We start from the raw sequence: 20,817 nt of genomic DNA, 5'->3' as shown, positions 1-20,817 counted from the left end.
GGTCCAAACACTTCTGAGATAGTGAAACTTTAATTGTTTTAAGGGAAATATCTTTCATCTATTTTTGCTTTCTTTTAAGATTAAGAAGAACTATTCTTTATATGAACTGAAAAACATTATTAAAAATCGAACGAAAAAAGGGGAGCAAAACCCCTTTTTAGCCTTAAGTTGAATGGGTATGATAAAAGTCTTAAAAGCCTCACTTAATAAAGAGAGTTCATCACTAGAATTTGGAATATGTCATGTTAAGTTGATTTTCATTTCGACTACACAGTTGTATTGAAAATTAACTCAACGTATGGAGATATCTTAAAATGTGTAGTTCTAAAATAAGGTAGTTCATACATAGTCAATTTAGAGGGGAAAAAAAAGACAAAAAGCGCTTTTGTTTGTTATGATAGGTTAGTATACGTCCGATTAGTTGTAGTGGGGGAGTTAGCATGTTTAAAAAGCTATTAGGTAAACAAATAAATATAGATTCACTATCATTGGAGGAACGTGTTGCCCTTGCGAAAAACGAGCCGATTCCTGCCCATGTAGCGATTATTATGGACGGAAATGGACGTTGGGCAAAGAAACGTGCCTTGCCACGTGTTGCTGGGCACCATGAAGGTATGAAGACGGTACGAAAGGTAACTAGATTTGCGTCAGATCTAGGTATTAAAGTTTTAACGGTGTACGCGTTCTCTACAGAAAATTGGAAGCGACCAAAACCAGAGGTCGATTTCCTAATGCGTTTACCTGTCGAATTTTTAGGTTCCTTTTTACCTGAAATGATGGAACGCAATGTACGTGTTGAAATGATAGGAGATCCATCTTTGTTACCTGCACATACGCAAAAAGCGTTGTATGATGCGATGGAGGAGACGAAGCATAATACAGGACTAATTCTAAATTTTGCTCTGAATTATGGAAGTCGTTCGGAAATGGTTAGTGCCATGAAAACAATGCTTCAGAAGGTGCAGAACGGTCAATTAACGATGCAAGACATAACAGAAGAGTGCTTGACATCTCATTTAATGACGGCCCATCTACCAGAGCCAGATTTATTAATTCGTACAAGTGGTGAAGTGCGATTAAGCAACTTTATGTTATGGCAGCTCGCCTATACAGAATTTTGGTTTACAGATACATTGTGGCCAGATTTTAGCGAGGAAAACTTACTGAAAGCGGTGGAAAACTACCAGAAACGTAATCGCCGTTACGGTGGGTTGAAGGGAGAAGAAACAACTTGAAACAACGAATTATTACAGCAATAATTGCAGCAGCACTATTTATTCCATTTGTTATTTATGGGAAAGTGCCATTTACAATATTTGTGCTTGCGATGGCTGTTGTCGGCTTTTATGAAATACTAAAAATGAAAGGTATTTCACTTTTTTCAGTACCTGGTTTTTTAGGGTTACTAACATTAATACTACTTGTTATACCAACAGACTGGTCAAATAAGGTAGTAGATGCAATTGGCTATTCCTCCAATTTAATGGTTGTGTATGGTCTAATGATGCTATTACTCATATATGTAGTACTTGTAAAAAATAAAATTACATTCGATGAAGTTGCATTTATATTATTAGGTGCGTTTTATGTCGGGTTAGGCTTCCATTATTTAATCGAAACACGAAGCTATGGTCTAGAGTTTGTCGTATATTGTTTACTTGTAGTTTGGACAACTGACTCAGGTGCATATTTTGTTGGAAGAAAACTAGGCAAAAATAAGCTATGGCCTGAAATTTCACCGAAGAAAACCGTGGAAGGTTTTGTGGGTGGGATTGTTATAGCAGTAATTTTTGCAATCGCGATGCAAGCAATTTATCCATTTGCAAAAGGCTATGGCTCACTTATTTTCATCACAATCTGTGCGTCAATTATTGGCCAAATGGGCGATTTAGTGGAATCTGCTATCAAGCGCCATTTTGACGTAAAGGATTCAGGAAATATTTTACCTGGGCATGGCGGTATTTTAGATCGCTTTGATAGTCTATTGTTCGTAGTCCCTTTACTACATTTTTTCCATTGTTTTTGGTAACTAGGAAACAATAGCGGTCATCGGACGCCTCTAGGAAAGCGTCCAGTCGGAACCGAAATCAACTCTACGTCATGCTGACGAGTCATAATAATAGCATTTTCCTCTAAACAGAGTGCTATATCATTTGCTGAGATAGAAAAAGGGGACAATTTGTCGTGAAAAAAATTAGTTTACTTGGTGCAACTGGTTCAATCGGTTGGCAAACCTATGATATTTTAAAAGAACAACGCGATGCCTTTCATTTAGTGGCGTTTTCTTCAGGAAAAAACATCGAAAAAACGCGTGAAATGATTGAAACTTTAAAGCCTGAGCTTGTATCTGTTCAATTAGAAGAAGATGCAATTATGCTCGCTAAAGAATATCCACAAGTACAATTTACGTTTGGTGCAAAAGGGCTTGTAGAGGTAGCAACACATCCTGATTCGACGGTGTTAGTAAACGCGGTTCTTGGAAGTGTTGGACTAGAATCGACATTAGCTGCAATTCGCATGGGCAAAACAATTGCCATTGCCAATAAAGAAACACTTGTAACCGCTGGACATTTAGTGATGGCAGAAGCCAAAAAATACAATGCAGCAATTTTGCCGGTTGATAGTGAGCATTCAGCGATTTTCCAATCGATGAATGGTGAGAATCCAAAAAATATTGAACGTTTAATTATTACAGCTTCTGGTGGTAGCTTCCGTGACAAAACACGCGAGGAACTAAAGCATGTAACGGTTGCAGATGCACTAAACCACCCGAACTGGTCAATGGGTGCGAAAATTACGATAGATTCTGCTACAATGATGAATAAAGGACTAGAAGTCATCGAAGCACATGTCTTATTTGATATGCCTTATGATAAAATTGATGTACTTTTGCATAGAGAAAGTATTATTCACTCCCTAGTTGAGTATCATGATACTAGTGTCATTGCACAGTTAGGTACGCCGGACATGCGTGTACCTATCCAATATGCCTTAAGCTACCCAGATCGTATGCCACTGCATAACGGACAAAGACTCAATTTAGCACAAATTGGTCAGTTACATTTTAAAGAAATGGATTTTGAACGTTATCCAGCATTGCGACTAGCCTATGAAGCTGGGCGCACAGGCGGTACAATTTTAACAGCGATGAATGCAGCGAATGAAGCGGCAGTTGCGGCATTTTTACAAGGGAAAATAACATTCCTAGAAATTGACGAAACGATTGAGCGTGTAATGCAAGCACATAGCAACATATTAGTGCCGGATTTGCAAACAATTTTGCATGTAGACAGTGAAACAAGAAAAACAGTGTTAGACATGGTAAAATAAAGAGAGAAGATATCGTTAACTATTCGCTTTTAAAGGTGGGGTATTATGCAAACAGCTATTGCATTTATTTTAATATTTGGCCTACTTGTATTCTTCCATGAATTTGGTCATTTCTTATTCGCGAAACGAGCAGGAATTATGGTTCGAGAATTTGCAATCGGTATGGGCCCAAAAATTTATGGAAAAACACATGGTGAAACAATCTATACGTTACGCTTATTGCCGATTGGTGGTTACGTGCGTATGGCAGGTGAGGACATGGATGGCGCCGAGTTACAGCCGGGCTATCGAGTAGGGCTTATTGTAGATGAAGATAATGTTGTAAAGAAAATTATCTTTAATCAAAATAATAAGCAATTACCAGATTTGTTATTTTTAGAAGTTGAGCGTGCCGATTTAGAAAAGGATTTGTTTGTAGAAGGCTATGATGAAGAAGAAAAATTAGTTCGTTATAGTGTTGCAAGAGATTGTATTCTCGTCGAAAACGGTAAAGAAACATTAATTGCACCATATGATCGTCAATTTAACGCTAAAACAGTCGGTCAACGAGCTATGACAATCTTCGCAGGTCCGTTATTTAACTTTATTTTAGCTTTTATTATTTATATGCTGATTGGATTAATTCATGGTGTACCTACATATGAGCCAATCATCACAGAAGTAGTACAAAATGATCCGGCTGCACAAGCAGGAATGCTTGCAGGTGATAAAGTAGTTGGCATTGACGGACAAGTAGTTAAAAAATGGCAAGATTTAGCTGCCATTGTACAAGATCACCCTGGTGAAGATATTACAGTAACAGTTGATCGAAATGGTCAGCAAGTTAACCTAAAAATGAAGGTAAAAGAAGTAGAACAAAATGGCGATAAATATGGTCAAATAGGGGTTAAGTATGAGAGTCCACGTGAATTTAATCCATTAAAGGCTGTTGTTTATGGCGCACAAGAAACGTATAATATGACTGCTAAAATATTTGAATTGCTTGGTATGTTAATTACCGGTAAATTCACGATAGATGCTCTATCAGGTCCAGTAGGAATTTATAAGGCGACAGAGCAGGTAGCTCAATATGGATTCTTAAATTTAATGAATTGGGCAGCGATGTTAAGTATTAACCTTGGTATTATGAACTTACTACCGCTACCAGCACTTGACGGTGGTCGTCTATTATTCTTTGGCTTTGAAGCAATAAGAGGTAAACCAATCGATCGTCAAAAAGAGGGTCTTGTACATTTTGTCGGTATCGTACTATTGATGATCTTAATGGTCGTAGTTACATGGAACGATATACAACGATTTTTCTTTTAACTTATTTCAGCAGATGCCAAACATCCGCTGAAATAGAGGAACTCAGTCTAAGAACGCCACGTCCTGTGGCAATGACTGAGTGACCTACATCACGTTGGCCCAAAGCCTCCGGCGGATGTCACGGAATCGGAAGGGAGTTCATAAAGGATGTTAGCCTAAAATCATCGCATCCATGCGATAACGGCTAACTGACCTGCATCATGCCGCTAGCGCTGCGCTTTCGCGCAAAAAACATCTGTTCTGTCGCTACGTTAGCACTGCGCTTTCGCACAAAAAACATCTGTTCTGTCGCTACGTTAGCACTGCGCTTTCGCACAAAAAACATCTGTTCTGTCGCTACGTTAGCACTGCGCTTTCGCACAAAAAAACATCTGCAGGCCAAAGCACAAAGCCGATTCCGGACGCAATTATGCCGAGGCATAATTGATCTAAATAAATGAAGTTAAGTTAAGTTTTTCAAGTAAAACATATTTAGAAGAAGCCCAGGCAATTATGCTCAGGTGAAAATTGATTGAAAAAACATAGCTTTGAGCGCAATTTTTTTGAAACATTGCGTTCAAAGCTAAATTTGTTTATGCTAATTAGAGTATAAAAACTTATCTATTAAAAAGGTGGAACACTGAATGAAGCAAAGTAAAACATTTATCCCAACGCTACGTGAAGTACCTGCTGATGCAGAGGTAAAATCACATAAGCAATTACTACGTGCAGGGTTTATTCGTCAAAATACAAGTGGGGTATACTCGTATTTACCGCTTGCAAAACGTGTGTTAACAAAAATAGAAAACATTATTCGTGAAGAGATGGAAGCAATCAATTCAATTGAGCTTTTAATGCCTTCATTACAATCTGCGGAACTTTGGCAGGAATCAGGCCGCTGGGAAAAATACGGTCCAGAATTAATGCGTTTAAAGGACCGTCATGATCGTGATTTCGCATTAGGGCCAACACATGAAGAAGTAATCACAACTTTAGTACGTGATGAGATTAAATCATATAAAAAATTACCGCTAACACTTTATCAAATTCAAACTAAATTCCGTGATGAAAAACGTCCTCGCTTTGGTTTACTACGAGGCAGAGAGTTTATTATGAAAGATGCATACTCTTTCCATGCATCACGTGAAAGTTTAGATGAAACATATGATGATATGTATCGTGCCTATTCAAATATTTTCTCTCGTCTAGGTTTAAACTATCGTGCAGTTATTGCAGATGCAGGCTCAATTGGTGGGAAAGGAACACATGAATTTATGGTTCTTTCTGAAATTGGGGAAGATACAATTGCATACTCTGACACGTCTAATTATGCTGCAAACATCGAAATGGCAGAAGTTCTTGTAGACTATCAACCATCAGATAAAGCATTAAATGAGCTTGAAAAAGTGGCAACACCAGACCAAAAAACAATCGAAGAAGTATCAGCTTTCTTAAATGTTGAGCCTTCAAATGTCATTAAATCATTAGTGTTTGATGTTGACGGTGAATTAGTGGTTGTACTTGCTCGTGGAGATCACGAAATTAATGATATTAAGCTGAAAAATGCACTTGAAGCTGGTTCTGTTGAACTTGCTAGTGAAGCGGCAATCCGTGATTTATTAGGCTGTGGTGTTGGTTCAATCGGTCCTGTTAAATTACCAATAGACGTAAAAGTAGTAGCTGACAATGCTATTAAATCTATTTGTAACGGTGTAGCCGGTGCAAATGAAGATGGTTTCCATTTAGTAAATGTTAATCCAGAGCGTGATTTTGCAGTGAATGAATACTTAGATATTCGTTTTATTCAAGAGGGCGATCCATCTCCAGATGGACAAGGAATTATCAAATTTGCAGAAGGTATCGAGGTTGGTCATATTTTCAAATTAGGAACAACTTACTCTGCAAAAATGAATGGTACATTCTTAGACGAACAAGGTAAATCACAACCATTTATTATGGGATGCTATGGTATTGGTGTATCACGTATTTTAGCTGCTGTTGCAGAGCATTTCCAAGATGACAATGGTTTTGTTTGGCCAACACAATTAGCTCCTTATGATATCCATGTTGTCCCTGTTAATACAAAGGATGAAACACAGGTTGCCTTAGCTGATGAGCTATATGGCTTATTGAAATCATACCGTTATGATGTGCTATTAGATGATCGTGCTGAGCGCGCTGGGGTTAAATTCGCAGATGCTGACTTAATTGGCTTACCTGTCCGTGTAACAGTAGGTAAAAAAGCAACTGAAGGTGTTGTTGAGGTTAAATTCCGTCAAACAGGTGAAACGTTCGAATGGAAAAAAGAAGAGGTCATTGATCGCTTAAATGAATTTTTCCGCAAGAATTAACTTCTTTCAGCGGGAGTCTCCCATCTCTATGGTGGTGAGATGAATGCGGGTTTTAAGCTCCTTTTCAGTGGGTGTCCAAACACCCGCTGAAATAGAGGAACTCAGTCTAAGAACGCCACGTCCTGTGGCAATTTATCTGTGCGAAAGCGAAGCGACAGCAACACACAACTGAGTGACCAACATCGTGTTGGCCTAAAGCCTCCGGCGGATGTCACGGAATCGGAAAGGAGTTCTTAGGGGATGTTAGCCTAAACTCATCGCATCCATGCGATAACGGCTAACTGACCTGCGTCGTGCAGGCCTAAGCACAAAGCCGATTCCGGACGCATTGTTTATCTGCGCGAAAGCGTAGCGACAGCGGCAATTATGCCGAGGCATAATTGATTTTTTCCTTTAGAAAGGCTTGTCCCAAAAAGGATGTAAATGGCATTAAATAGATAAAAGATTCGCGCCACTTCTCGGGGACAGCGAGCCAAGCATGAATTCATAGATGTTTAGGATTTGTGAGGCTTGACGGTCACCTGCGGAAAGGGAGCGAATTTTTTCTTTGATTCGTAAACGTTGGTGAGGAATTAAAACAAGGGGCATAAAGACTGTCTCTTTCTGAAAGTAGGTGTCAATAGATTGGAACAGCAACAAGAAGCAAGAACGAAGTTTCAAATGCTCTTGCAACAACTAGAGTTAACAGATGATGTGTATATGTCCTTTTTTGAGGAAGGTGAATTATCACGGTTAACTGTACACAAAAAGAATAGGCTATGGAATTTTTCCATTAAATTACGAGATGTACTTCCTTTTTCACTATACCAACTATTTCGTACTCGTTTGACTGAAAAATTTTCAGCTATCGCTCAAATTCACACAACTTTTGATACGGTAGAGCAAAATGTTACGGAGGAACTTGTCCAACAATATTGGTTAACAGTAGTAGAGCAAATAGATGAGATGGCGCCACCTTTAAAACATTGTCTAGCATCGCAAATACCTATGTGGAATGGGCAAAAAATCACTTTATCTTGCATGCAAGAAATGGAATATATGATGCTGAAAACAAAGTATGCAGAAAAGCTTTCCGAAAGCTATAGTCAATTTGGCTTCCCACACATTGTGATAGATTTTGTGCTTCAAGATCAAACGGAAGAAATGATTGCGGCACAGGAAGCTTTCATGGAACAAAGGCGTTTAGAGGAAGCAGCTTTAGCTCAGCAAGCGATACAAGATTACCAAAAACGTGAGCAGGAGAAGAAAGAAAATCCAGCTCTTGCGAACCTTGGTGACCGCCCATTCCAGCTTGGTATGTTAATTAAAGATGATGAAACAATGGAAATTAAACGCATTGTTGAGGAAGAACGCCGTGTTATCATAGAAGGTTTTGTTTTTGATACAGAAATTAGGGAGCTGAAAAGCGGTCGTTCTTTATTACAAATTAAAATTACCGACTATACGGATTCTATCGTTGTAAAAATGTTCTCACGTGATAATGATGATGCGGAACTTATGAAGCATTTGAAAAAAGGCATGTGGGTAAAAGTCCGAGGCTCTGTACAAACTGACACATTCATTCGTGATTTAATCGTTATGGCAAATGATATTAATGAAATAAAAAAAGCAACACGTCAGGACCACGCACCAGAAGGCGAAAAACGGGTGGAGCTACATCTTCATACACCAATGAGTCAAATGGATGCAGTGACACCAGTTGGTAGACTTGTTGAGCAGGCTGCAAAGTGGGGTCATCCAGCAGTGGCTATTACTGACCATGCTGTTGTGCAATCCTTCCCAGAGGCCTATGCAGCAGGGAAAAAGCATGGCATAAAAGTTATTTATGGCTTGGAGGCTAATTTAATAGATGATGGTGTACCGATTGCGTATGCACCTGAGAACCGATTATTAGCTGATACTACCTATGTCGTGTTTGACGTAGAGACGACAGGACTATCAACTGCTTACGATACTATAATTGAGCTTGCTGCTGTTAAAATTCAAGATGGAAATGTTATAGATAAATACGAAAGCTTTGCTAATCCACATCATCCACTTTCAGCAACAACCATTGAACTGACAGGTATTACAGATGATATGGTACGTAACGCGCCAGAAGTGGAGCAAGTCATTAAGGAGTTCCATGCATTTATCGGAGATGGCGTAGTAGTAGCCCATAATGCATCGTTTGATATGGGCTTTTTATACACAGGCTATAAAAAATTCGGGCTAGAGGGAACGATTCATCCAGTTATTGATACGTTGGAGCTTGCGAGAATGCTTTATCCAACGATGAAAAACCATCGTTTAAATACACTTTGTAAAAAATTCAATATTGAATTAACCCAGCATCACCGGGCTATTTATGATACAGAGGCAACGGGGTATTTACTTTTACAGCTGTTAAAAGATGCAGATGAATTAGATATTAAGTACCACGACGACTTTAATAAGCATGTCGGTGGTGGGGATGCTTATAAAAAGGGACGACCAATGCACTGCACAATATTAGCGGTAGATAATGCTGGACTAAAAAATTTATTTAAACTAGTCACGCATTCCCATACAAAAACTTTCTATCGTGTACCTCGCGTAACACGAGCGGTTCTAGAGCAATATAGAGAAGGTTTAATAGTAGGATCAGGTTGTAGTAATGGTGAATTATTTGAGACGATGATGAATAAATCCCCAGAGGAAGCAGAGCAAGTTGCGAGATTTTATGATTATATTGAAGTTCAACCAAAGGCAGTGTATGCACCTTTAATTGAGCGCAATGTCATACGTGATGAATGGACACTTGAAGATATTATTCGCAAACTTGTAAAGCTAGGGAAGAAAATCGATAAACCAGTTGTAGCTACCGGAAATGTCCATTACTTAGATCCGAATGATGGGATGTTCAGACAAATACTAATTGGCTCTCAAGGTGGTGCCAACATCTTAAATAGATCAAAGCTACCTGAAGTTCATTTTAGAACGACTAATGAAATGCTTGAAGAATTTGATTTTTTAGGACCAGATCTTGCGAAGGAAGTAGTTGTCACCAATTCTCAAAAAGTCGCAAATATGATTGGTGATGTTAAACCAATTAAAGATGATTTATATACACCAAAAATTGAAGGCTCAGATGATGAGGTTACAAATTTAACCTATGAAATGGCACATCTTATATACGGAGAAGAGCTACCAGAAATCGTGAAGGCCCGAATTGAAAAGGAATTAAAGTCAATTTTAGGCCACGGTTTCGGAGTAATTTATTTAATTTCTGCGAAGCTTGTGAAAAAATCATTAGCGGATGGTTATTTAGTAGGTTCCCGTGGATCTGTTGGATCTTCATTAGTAGCGACCTTTATGGAGATTACTGAAGTAAATCCTCTGCCACCGCATTATGTTTGTCCAAATTGTAAGCACTCTGAGTTTTTTGATGATGGTTCAGTAAGCTCAGGCTATGACTTACCAAATAAAGATTGTGCGGAATGCGGGACACCGTATAAAAAGGATGGGCAAGATATCCCATTCGAAACGTTCCTTGGCTTTAAAGGAGATAAGGTACCTGATATCGATTTAAACTTTTCCGGGGAATATCAACCACAAGCTCATAACTATACGAAGGTATTATTCGGTGAAGATTATGTATATCGTGCCGGAACAATCGGTACAGTAGCGGAAAAAACAGCGTATGGCTATGTAAAGGGCTATGCTAGCGATAACAACTTGCATTTCCGTGGTGCCGAGGTAGATCGCTTAGTGCAAGGCTGTACAGGCGTAAAACGTACATCAGGGCAACACCCTGGGGGAATTATCGTAGTACCAGATTATATGGATATTTTTGACTTCTCACCAGTGCAATTCCCTGCGGATGCACAGGATGCAGAATGGCGTACAACACACTTTGATTTCCATTCCATTCACGATAATATTTTAAAGCTTGATATTCTTGGGCACGATGATCCGACTGTGATTCGGATGTTGCAGGATCTATCAGGGATAGACCCAAAAACGATTCCAACAGATGATCCAGTCGTTATGAAAATCTTTAGTACTCCAGAATCTTTAGGCGTAACAGAAAAACAAATTGGCTGTAAGACCGGAACGCTCGGCATTCCTGAGTTCGGTACTCGTTTTGTACGCCAAATGCTTGAAGACACAAAGCCATCAACATTCTCAGAGCTAGTGCAAATTTCAGGACTTTCACACGGAACAGACGTTTGGCTTGGTAACGCGCAAGAGTTAATTCAAAACGGTACATGTGTGCTGAAAGAAGTAATTGGCTGTCGTGACGATATTATGGTGTATTTAATTTACCAAGGGCTAGAACCGTCACTGGCATTTAAAATTATGGAGTCCGTGCGTAAAGGGAAAGGTTTATCTGAAGAGTTTGAGGCAGAAATGTTGGCGAATAAAGTACCTGGCTGGTATATCGAATCATGTAAAAAGATAAAATACATGTTCCCGAAAGCCCATGCAGCAGCTTACGTGTTAATGGCTGTTCGTATTGCATGGTTTAAAGTACATTTCCCGATTCTTTATTATGCAGCGTATTTCACAGTCCGTGCAGATGATTTTGATTTAATTGCCATGGTACAGGGCTCTCAAATGATTCGTGCAAAAATTGATGAAATCAATATTAAGGGCTTAGATGCTTCAACTAAAGAAAAAAACCTATTAACTGTGATGGAACTAGCACTTGAAATGTGTGAGCGTGGCATGAGCTTCCAAAAGGTCGATTTATATCGTTCGCAGGCTAGTGAATTTATCATTGATGGGAACTCGTTAATTCCACCATTCGATGCGATACCTGGACTTGGTACAAACGTTGCGAAACAAATTGTGGCAGCACGTGAGGACGGAGAATTTTTATCGAAGGAAGATTTACAGCAACGAGGTCGAGTATCCAAGACATTAATAGAGTACATGGATCAATTAGGCTGTTTAGAAGGAATGCCTGATGCGAATCAGTTATCACTTTTCTAAAATAAGAAGGTTGGTCAAGGCATCATCAATAACGAATAACTTATAAGCCTTTTGCTCAAATTAAGTTGAGGATGACATTTGTTAAAATGTATACCTTGTATATAAGTTAATTGAAGTGAATGCTCTAGCCGGAACGGAAATCAATCCCCACGTTATGATGATGAGCTAAAATAAAGCACAAATTTCAATTTACAGACACAATTAAAGCTATATTTAATTTCTTTCAGCGGATGTCACGGAATCGGAAAGGAGTCTTAAAGGATGTTAGCCTAAAATCATCGCATCCGTGCGATAACGGCAAACTGACCTGCATCGATAAAAACGCCACGTCCTGTGGCATTACCGAAATGACCAACATCGTGTCGGTCCTCGTGCAGGCCTAAGCACAAAGCCGATTCCGGACGCAATGTTTATCTGCGCGACAGCGGAGCGGCAGCTACAATTATGCCGAGGCATAATTGATTAGATGTCTAGAAAAAGGAAATTTGCATTGTGCTGTAAACTATGCTATCCTTATGGTAATAATTTGTTGATATTTTTCCAGCAAAAGAGTGGGACCTTCCCGCTCTTTTCTGTTGTTATACCGTAGCAAAACAAATTTTGACTAACCGCAGGTAAGACCGTTAAATTTCACCAAAGCTACTGGTGGAATTTCTGTTTTATTAAGCTAGAATTTGATAGATACAGGAGGAAACAATGAGCAAAGTACCATCTTTAATTGAAGAGCTCGCTAAACCGATTGTTGAAGAGTTGAATCTTGAGCTAGTAGATGTCGAGTTCGTAAAAGAAGGACGTAACTGGTTTTTACGTGTTTATGTGGATACACCTGAGGGTGGAATTGACATTGAACAATGTGCTCAAGTTAGTGAACGACTAAGTTTACTATTGGATGAAAATGATCCAATTACACAAAACTATTATTTAGAAGTTTCTTCACCTGGAGCAGAACGTCCATTAAAAAAAGATACTGATTTTGAAAAAGCGATTGGCAAATTTATTTATGTTAAAACCTATGAGCCCATCAAGGACATGAAGGAATTCCAAGGCTACTTAACGTCATACGATGAACATACATTAGTGATGGAAGTACGTGTTAAAACGCGTAAAATTACAGTAACAATTGAACAAGAAAAAATCGCATTGGCACGACTTGCCATCGATTTTTAAGCATAATGCATATTTAGGAGTGAAAACAAAAATGAGTAGTGATTTGTTAGATGCGCTAAATGCGCTGGAAGAACAAAAAGGAATTTCAAGAGATGTGTTAATTGAAGCAATAGAAGCGGCATTAGTTACAGCTTACAAACGCAACTTCAATCAAGCACAAAATGTTCGTGTTGACTTAAACTTAGATAAGGGCTCTATTCGTGTCTTTTCACGCAAAGATGTTGTTGAAGAAGTAGAAGATGACCGTTTACAAATCTCTGAAGAAGATGCTAAGGCTATCAACCCTGCATACCAATTGGAAGATATAGTTGAGCAAGAAGTAACACCTCGAAACTTTGGGCGTATTGCTGCACAGACAGCGAAACAAGTTGTTACACAACGTGTACGTGAAGCAGAACGCGGCCTAATTTACGAGCAATATGTGGACCGTGAAGATGATATCGTGACGGGTGTAGTTGAGCGTCTAGATGCTCGTAATATTTATGTAGGTCTAGGAAAAGTAGAGGCTGCATTACCACAAAACGAACAAATTCAAGGTGAAACATACCATCCACACGATCGCATCAAGGTTTATATTACAAAGGTTGAACGTACAACACGTGGACCACAAGTTATTGTTTCACGTACACATCCTGGTTTATTACGCCGCTTATTTGAAATGGAAGTACCTGAAATTTATGAAGGTATTGTAGAAATTAAATCAATTGCTCGTGAAGCAGGGGATCGTTCTAAAATCTCTGTTTATGCACATAACGAAGAGGTAGATCCGGTAGGTTCATGTGTAGGAGCAAAAGGCGCTCGTGTGCAAACTATTGTAAATGAATTAAACGGCGAAAAAATCGATATCGTTGAATGGTCAGAAGACCCAGTTGTATTTGTAGCAAATGCTCTTAGCCCATCTAAAGTTTTAGATGTTCAAGTCAATGAAGAAGAAAAATCTACTACTGTTGTTGTTCCAGACTATCAATTATCACTAGCAATTGGTAAACGTGGTCAAAATGCTCGTTTAGCTGCTAAGCTAACTGGCTGGAAAATTGATATTAAGAGTGAAACAGATGCTCGTGAGTTAGGTATTTATCCATCTGCAACAAGCACTTTCGTACCTGCTGAGGATGAAGAAAGTGGTTTTGATGATGTGACAGTTGACTTATATCAAGACGACGAAGAATAAGTAAGAAAGCCCGTGTGACTAGTTAGCTGCCATTATTCAGTGGGCGTTGGGCTGCGTCGACTGAATAATGGCAGAGCCTATATTGGGAAATATTATGGTTAAAATCCAAATATATATAATGTAGTGCAATGGCTAGTCCACCTCTTACGACAAGCTTAAGAGAGGAAAGGTGATTCTTATGACTATTAATAAAAAAGTACCTCTTCGAAAATGTGTAGCTACCGGAGAAATGCTATCAAAGAAAGAAATGATTCGCGTCGTTCGTTCGAAAGAGGGCGAGGTAAGTGTTGATGTCTCCGGAAAAAAACCCGGTCGTGGTGCCTATGTCTCTAAATCGGAAAAGGCGATTGAAATCGCCCGTAAGAAAAATGTTTTAGGGCACCAACTTGATGTAAAAATTCCTGAAGAAATTTACGATGAGCTTATTTTGTTGATTCGTAGGGAGTCTATTATATGATTAATAATCAAGCGGTGTATAATTTGCTTGGGATAGCGGCAAGAGCCCGTAAAGTCATTTCAGGAGAAGAGTTAGTAGTAAAGGAAGTCCGCAATGGTAATGCTAAGCTAGTACTGCTTGCAAACGATGCTTCTAAAAACTCTAGCAAAAAAATTCAAGATAAATGCACGTATTACAACGTTGAGTATCATGTAATTGGTGATCGTTATGATCTAGGACATGCTACAGGTAAGGAGGCCCGAGTGGCTTTAGCTATTACCGATAAAGGTTTTGCAAGCAAATTGTCTAGTCTACTCAACGAAAAATAATCGGGGGTGAGCAGATGACCAAAATCAGAGTTCATGAATATGCGAAACAAGTGAATAAAACGAGTAAAGAGGTTATTGAAGCACTAAATAAATTAAATGTTAGTGTAACAAACCATATGTCAATGTTAGAAAAAGACATAGTGGCAAAGTTAAACCAATCATTTAAAAATATAAAAGATGTGAAGCAACCTACTCAAAACGTATCGCAAAAATCACAGCAATCGGTGAAAAAGCAAGATGGGCAAAAGCAGCAATCTGCTACTTCCAAGCCTAAAGCAAATAATCAGCAACAAACGCATCAAAACTCAAATTCGTCTAACGAAAAATCTAAGAATACAAAAGGTAGTCAAAATCGAAATATGACAAATAATAATAATAATAACAATAATAATAATAATAATCGCAGAGGTGGCGGAGGTTACAACCAACGTCCAAGACCAGGAATTCATGGCGGGAAACGTCGCCATCCAAAAACACATCAACCAACTCTACCAGTGAAACAAAAGGAATTACCAGAAAAAATTACTTTTGTTGAATCACTTTCTGTAGCGGAATTAGCTAAAAAATTACACCGTGAGCCATCAGAAATTATTAAAAAATTATTTATGCTTGGTGTAATGGCAACAATTAACCAAGAATTAGATAAGGATGCAATTGAATTAATTTGCGCAGACTATGGTGTAGAAGTTGAAGAAGAAATTCGTGTAGATATTACGGATTTAGAAACACACTTCGAACAAACAGAAGAAGTTAACGAGGAAGAATTATCAGAACGTCCTCCGGTAGTAACAATTATGGGTCACGTTGACCATGGTAAAACTACATTGTTAGACTCTATTCGCAATACTAAAGTTACAGCTGGAGAAGCTGGTGGTATTACTCAGCATATCGGTGCTTATCAAGTAACTGAAGGCGACAAAAAAATTACGTTCCTAGATACACCAGGACACGCTGCTTTTACAACGATGCGTGCGCGTGGTGCGAAAGTAACGGATTTAACGATTTTAGTAGTAGCTGCGGATGATGGTGTTATGCCACAAACTGTAGAAGCGATTAACCACGCAAAAGCAGCAGAAGTACCAATTATTGTTGCAGTCAATAAAATGGATAAACCTTCAGCTAATCCAGACCGTGTGATGCAAGAGTTAACAGAGCATGGCCTAGTTCCCGAAGCTTGGGGTGGCGAAACTATTTTCGTACCAATCTCTGCATTAAAAGGTGAGGGCATTGACACATTACTTGAAATGATTTTACTTATCGCTGAAGTTGGAGAATTGAAAGCAAACCCTGATCGCTTAGCACTTGGTACAGTAATTGAAGCACAGCTAGATAAAGGTCGAGGCCCTGTTGCAACACTTTTAGTACAAGATGGAACATTAAAAGTTGGAGACCCAATTGTTGTCGGCCATACCTATGGGCGAGTACGTGCTATGGTAAATGATAAAGGCCGTCGTGTGAAAGAAGCTGGACCATCAACACCAGTAGAACTCACAGGCTTAAATGATGTACCACAAGCTGGTGACCGTTTCGTTGTCTTTGAAGACGAAAAAACAGCACGCCAAGTTGGAGAAACTCGTGCAATGTCAGCAATTCAAGCACAACGCTCAGAAAAACAACGCGTAACGCTTGATAACTTATTCGAACAAATGAGTCAAGGCGAAATGAAAGAGCTAAACTTAATTGTTAAAGCTGACGTTCAAGGTACTGTAGAAGCTATGGCTGCATCATTAATGAAAATTGATGTTGAAGGCGTAAACGTGAAAATTATTCACACTGGCGCTGGTGCGATTACAGAATCAGATATTTCTCTTGCTGCGGCTTCAAATGCAATTGTTATTGGCTTCAACGTTCGTCCAGATGTCAATGCAAAACGTGCAGCAGAAGAAGAGGGCGTAGATATTCGTCTACACCGCATTATCTATAAAGTAATCGAGGAAATTGAACAAGCAATGAAAGGTATGCTTGATCCAGAATTCGTAGAAAAAATTATTGGTCAAGCAGAAGTTCGCCAAACAATTAAAGTATCAAAAGTTGGTACAATTGCTGGTTCATACGTAACAGAAGGTAAAGTAACTCGTGATTCTGGCGTACGTGTAATCCGCGAAAATGTAGTAATTTTTGAAGGTGAATTAGATACACTTAAACGTTTCAAAGATGAAGTTAAAGAAGTTGCAAGAGGTTATGAATGTGGTATTACAATTACAAACTTCAACGATATTAAAGAAGGCGACATTATTGAAGCCTATATTATGGAAGAAGTTAAACGTGCATAATGATTGTTTATGCAGAGGTTGAATTCATGATTCAAACTGCCCATTCGTTGAAGGAAAAACGTGCTGTCCTACAGCGTATGCTTACCCGCACTAAGCAAAAATTTAATGTATCCATTGCTGAAATTGACCATCAAAATGTATGGCAACGCACGAAATTAGCGCTTGTTGCTGTTTCTTCTTCAAAAGAAGCAGCAGAGCGTGAAATTAATCACGCGCTTCACTACTTACAGTCAAATCCGGCTTGGGAACAGTTAAATGTGTGGCGAGACTATCTATAAGTAACATTAGAAGTTGTGTTGTATGATTTAGCCATACCTTGCATGTAAATATATGTGCAAGTAAGGACATAACTTTCTGTACTTCGAAATTGAGGTGACAAACTATGTCTCTACGCTCAAACCGTGTCGCTGAGCAAATGAAAAAAGAGCTCGGTGATATTATTGGACGTAAAATAAAAGATCCGCGTGTTGGTTTCGTTACTGTTACTGGTGTTGAGGTGACAGGTGATTTACAACAAGCGACAATTTATATTACAACTCTTGGCAATGAACGTGAAAAAGAGGAAACACTAAAAGCTTTATTAAAGGCTTCTGGTTTCATTCGTTCAGAAATCGGTACACGAATCCGTTTACGTCGTACACCAGAACTAATCTTTGAATTCGATTCATCGATTGAATATGGGAACCGTATTGATTCATTGCTACGTGGTTTACACGAAGAATAAGCTTAACTAAAAAAGTCTGCCATATGCATGTTCATGCAGGCAGACTTTTTACATTCAATGGAAATGTAACAGAACATTTGCGGCTCTTTCATTTTTGTAAAGCCTCACTAAATGTTCCTGCGGCTTTCCACCGACTGACTGCCAAGTCTCCTGCGAGTCATTTTTCTGCAGAAGTGTCAGGGCATTCAACTAAATAAAACTGTAGCGGAAAAACAAAATATGCTAAAAATGAATTTAGGAGGAAATTTATGAACGGTATTTTACCGCTTTGGAAAGAACGTGGCATGACAAGTCATGATTGCGTCTTTAAATTACGAAAAATTTTACGTACTAAAAAAGTTGGCCATACAGGCACACTTGATCCAGGTGTTGAGGGGGTTCTTCCCATTTGTATTGGGCAAGCAACACGCATCGCAGAATACTTAACTGATGCAGGAAAAACCTATGAAGCTGTTATTTCAATTGGCCGTACAACGACAACTGAGGATGCAGAAGGAGAAACGGTTGAGCAAGATAGTACGAATAAAAAGTTCACACGTACTCAATTGCAAGAGGTTCTAGCATCGCTAACGGGTGTTATTCAACAAACGCCACCGATGTTTTCAGCTGTCAAAGTAAATGGTAAACGTCTCTATGAATATGCTCGAAAAGGCGAAATTGTCGAAAGACCTACACGTCAAGTTACTATTTATGCATTAGAACTACTAGATGATGTAGAAATATATGAAGGGCAAGAAATTACATTCCCTGTACGTATAGCGTGTAGCAAAGGGACGTATATTCGAACACTAGCTGTGCAAATCGGAGCGGCACTTGGCTATCCAGCACATATGAAAGAGCTCGTACGCACAGCCTCAGGTACATTTACACAAGAGAATTGCTTTACGTTGGCACAAGTTGCTGAACTGATGGAAGCTGAACAAATTGATACATGCATTTTACCAGTTGAGTATGCATTAACAGATTATCCATATATTGAGATTACTTCTGCAAACGAAAAAGAAATTTTCAATGGACAAGTGCTTCCCGCAGATGCATTATTAAAGATACATGATAAAATTGTTTTTGGAATCAGTGGGAAAGCAATTGCGGTCTATCAGGCCCATCCTACAAAGGAAGGGTTAATGAAACCACATAAGATGTTTCCGACGATAGAGTAGGAGGATTTTTAGTATGGAGGTCATTCATTTAAAATACCCACATCAACTACAGCAACGAGAAAGCATGCAGCCATATTCATTGGCTCTTGGTTTTTTTGATGGTGTACATAGAGGGCATCAGGCAGTTATTAAGGCAGCGAAGGAAGAAGGAGACAAGCGTCAAATTCCAACGGCTGTTATGACATTCGATCCACATCCTTCTGTAGTGCTTGGCGGACGTAACGAAAAAGTATTTTATATAACGTTATTACAGCAAAAAATGCAGCTTTTCGAAGAACAGGGTGTTGATACAGCATTTGTTGTACATTTCACATCTGATTTTGCAAAGCTTTCACCTGATGCATTTATTGATACATTTATTCGTGGGTTGAACATTCAACATGTTACAGCTGGCTTTGATTATTCTTTTGGTGCATTTGGTAAAGGCACAATGGAAGATATGCGTGCATTGAGTAATGGAGATTACGGCGTCACGGTTGTTGAAAAGAAAACAGATGATATCGAAAAAATTAGTTCTACACGTATCCGTAAGCTTTTGCAAGAGGGAGATATGGAGGAAGCAAGATTGCTCTTAGGCCGACCATTTGAAGTTACGGGTATCGTTGTACATGGTGATAAGCGAGGACGCACAATAGGGTTCCCAACTGCAAATGTCCAAGCGTTAGAGGGAACTTATATTCCAGCAAGCGGTGTCTATGCAGTTCGATTACTTGTACAAAATAACTGGTATGATGGTGTATGTAATGTAGGCTATAAACCAACATTTAAAGATCCGAACGACAAACAATTATCCATCGAAGTCCATATATTAAACTTCGAAAAAAATATTTACGGTGAAGAAGTGCATGTCGCTTGGTATAAACGTATAAGAAGTGAACGAAAATTCGATGGAATTGAAGCTTTGAAAGCACAAATCGAAAAAGATAAACAGGAAGCAATTGAATATTTTAAGGTTATTACCAAAAGTTAAAGCGTATACCATGAATATAAGTTGATTGGAGTGGAGGCTGGGCGACTCCTTGGGGCTCATCGGACGCCCCCAGGAAGCTCTGCTCTGCGCGAAAGCTAAGCGTCAGCGGCAACGGAAATCAACCCCACTTTATGGTGATGAGCCATATTTTATCGGCTTAATGCACATTAAAACTACTTTAACATATGAATAGTCTGACGTTAACGCTTGCTTGACCTTTTGATTTATGGTAACATTCATAAGTGCATAATATGCTTATCCTTAGCTCGGTATATCGATGACTCCAACGTGTACTGTGCTAATGGGGATTAAACAATTATTTAGGAGGTCCATACAAATGGCTATTTCAAAACAACGTAAAAACGAACTTATTGCTGAGTTCCGTACTCACGAAAGTGACACTGGTTCTCCAGAAGTACAAGTTGCAGTATTAACAGAGGAAATTAACGCTCTAAACGCTCACTTACGTACACACAAAAAAGATTTCCACTCTGAGCGTGGTCTTCTTAAAATGGTAGGTCGTCGTCGTCACTTATTAAAATATCTTCGTGAAACTGACGTACAACGTTACCGTGAACTAATCACTCGTTTAGGCTTACGTCGCTAATTGTCAATCGAAAAGCGGGATTAATCCCGCTTTTTCTTTATGTTTATAAACATTAA

General features: G+C 38.9%; 19 protein-coding genes. 18 read left to right on the top strand and 1 reads right to left on the bottom strand.

The window, feature by feature from the left end; genetic code table 11:
- Window positions 1–440 precede the first annotated feature (440 nt).
- The 4 genes from AC1DCY_RS01755 to rseP all read left to right on the top strand — a co-directional run bounded on the left by AC1DCY_RS01755 (window position 441) and on the right by rseP (window position 4,638).
- Entirely contained in the window at window positions 441–1,235 is a 795-nt protein-coding gene (locus AC1DCY_RS01755; protein WP_477346907.1) for an isoprenyl transferase, read from the top strand.
- A complete protein-coding gene (locus tag AC1DCY_RS01750; RefSeq protein ID WP_477346906.1) occupies window positions 1,232–2,029 on the top strand; it encodes a phosphatidate cytidylyltransferase in 798 nt (265 codons plus the stop codon). The genes AC1DCY_RS01755 and AC1DCY_RS01750 overlap by 4 nt, the downstream gene beginning before the upstream one ends.
- 155 nt (window positions 2,030–2,184) lie before the next feature.
- The gene (gene dxr / locus AC1DCY_RS01745) at window positions 2,185–3,330 is read left to right on the top strand and encodes a 1-deoxy-D-xylulose-5-phosphate reductoisomerase (protein WP_477346905.1); all 1,146 of its coding nucleotides are present in this window, start codon (window positions 2,185–2,187) and stop codon (window positions 3,328–3,330) included.
- Between the two features lie 45 nt (window positions 3,331–3,375).
- On the top strand, window positions 3,376–4,638 hold the full coding sequence (gene rseP / locus AC1DCY_RS01740) for an RIP metalloprotease RseP (protein ID WP_477346904.1): 1,263 nt from the start codon (window positions 3,376–3,378) through the stop codon (window positions 4,636–4,638).
- 184 nt (window positions 4,639–4,822) lie between these two features.
- Here rseP and AC1DCY_RS01735 read toward each other — a convergent pair whose 3' ends face one another.
- Complete coding sequence (locus tag AC1DCY_RS01735) at window positions 4,823–4,999, bottom strand: hypothetical protein (RefSeq protein WP_477346902.1); 177 nt, start codon at window positions 4,997–4,999, stop codon at window positions 4,823–4,825.
- Between the two features lie 262 nt (window positions 5,000–5,261).
- On the opposite strand from AC1DCY_RS01735, the gene AC1DCY_RS01730 reads away from it, so the two are divergent.
- From AC1DCY_RS01730 to rpsO, 14 genes are all read left to right on the top strand, one after another.
- Window positions 5,262–6,968 (top strand): proline--tRNA ligase, encoded by a 1,707-nt coding sequence (locus AC1DCY_RS01730; RefSeq protein ID WP_477346900.1) that lies wholly within the window; start codon window positions 5,262–5,264, stop codon window positions 6,966–6,968.
- Between the two features lie 43 nt (window positions 6,969–7,011).
- Window positions 7,012–7,140 (top strand): hypothetical protein, encoded by a 129-nt coding sequence (locus AC1DCY_RS01725; protein WP_477346898.1) that lies wholly within the window; start codon window positions 7,012–7,014, stop codon window positions 7,138–7,140.
- A gap of 452 nt (window positions 7,141–7,592) precedes the next feature.
- Complete coding sequence (locus AC1DCY_RS01720; RefSeq protein ID WP_477346896.1) at window positions 7,593–11,924, top strand: PolC-type DNA polymerase III; 4,332 nt, start codon at window positions 7,593–7,595, stop codon at window positions 11,922–11,924.
- A gap of 696 nt (window positions 11,925–12,620) precedes the next feature.
- Entirely contained in the window at window positions 12,621–13,091 is a 471-nt protein-coding gene (gene rimP, locus AC1DCY_RS01715; protein ID WP_477346894.1) for a ribosome maturation factor RimP, read from the top strand.
- A gap of 31 nt (window positions 13,092–13,122) precedes the next feature.
- A complete protein-coding gene (nusA, locus tag AC1DCY_RS01710; protein ID WP_477346892.1) occupies window positions 13,123–14,262 on the top strand; it encodes a transcription termination factor NusA in 1,140 nt (379 codons plus the stop codon).
- Window positions 14,263–14,440: 178 nt separating this feature from the next.
- Window positions 14,441–14,719: an RNase P modulator RnpM gene (rnpM, locus tag AC1DCY_RS01705; RefSeq protein WP_477346890.1), complete on the top strand. Its 279-nt coding sequence runs from the start codon at window positions 14,441–14,443 to the stop codon at window positions 14,717–14,719.
- Window positions 14,716–15,027: a YlxQ family RNA-binding protein gene (locus AC1DCY_RS01700; RefSeq protein ID WP_387080033.1), complete on the top strand. Its 312-nt coding sequence runs from the start codon at window positions 14,716–14,718 to the stop codon at window positions 15,025–15,027. Before rnpM ends, AC1DCY_RS01700 begins: the two co-directional genes overlap by 4 nt.
- Before the next feature lie 14 nt (window positions 15,028–15,041).
- Window positions 15,042–17,300, top strand: a complete 2,259-nt coding sequence (infB, locus tag AC1DCY_RS01695; protein WP_477346888.1) for a translation initiation factor IF-2 — start codon at window positions 15,042–15,044, stop codon at window positions 17,298–17,300.
- Complete coding sequence (locus AC1DCY_RS01690) at window positions 17,300–17,578, top strand: DUF503 domain-containing protein (RefSeq protein ID WP_053483261.1); 279 nt, start codon at window positions 17,300–17,302, stop codon at window positions 17,576–17,578. Before infB ends, AC1DCY_RS01690 begins: the two co-directional genes overlap by 1 nt.
- Before the next feature lie 104 nt (window positions 17,579–17,682).
- On the top strand, window positions 17,683–18,024 hold the full coding sequence (rbfA, locus tag AC1DCY_RS01685; RefSeq protein ID WP_268635896.1) for a 30S ribosome-binding factor RbfA: 342 nt from the start codon (window positions 17,683–17,685) through the stop codon (window positions 18,022–18,024).
- Window positions 18,025–18,272: 248 nt separating this feature from the next.
- On the top strand, window positions 18,273–19,184 hold the full coding sequence (gene truB, locus AC1DCY_RS01680; RefSeq protein ID WP_477346885.1) for a tRNA pseudouridine(55) synthase TruB: 912 nt from the start codon (window positions 18,273–18,275) through the stop codon (window positions 19,182–19,184).
- 13 nt (window positions 19,185–19,197) lie between these two features.
- Window positions 19,198–20,154 carry a riboflavin biosynthesis protein RibF gene (ribF, locus tag AC1DCY_RS01675; RefSeq protein ID WP_477346883.1) on the top strand — a complete coding sequence of 319 codons (957 nt, stop codon included), beginning with the start codon at window positions 19,198–19,200 and terminating at the stop codon, window positions 20,152–20,154.
- Between the two features lie 49 nt (window positions 20,155–20,203).
- Window positions 20,204–20,347 carry a hypothetical protein gene (locus AC1DCY_RS01670; RefSeq protein ID WP_477346881.1) on the top strand — a complete coding sequence of 48 codons (144 nt, stop codon included), beginning with the start codon at window positions 20,204–20,206 and terminating at the stop codon, window positions 20,345–20,347.
- 144 nt (window positions 20,348–20,491) lie between these two features.
- Window positions 20,492–20,761, top strand: a complete 270-nt coding sequence (gene rpsO, locus AC1DCY_RS01665; protein ID WP_049668484.1) for a 30S ribosomal protein S15 — start codon at window positions 20,492–20,494, stop codon at window positions 20,759–20,761.
- Window positions 20,762–20,817: the final 56 nt, after the last annotated feature.

It is taken from the genome of Lysinibacillus sp. 10T31, assembly GCF_056394365.1.
The sequence above is the reverse complement of the archived record's forward strand: the minus strand, read 5'-3'. Positions and strand labels throughout refer to the sequence as shown.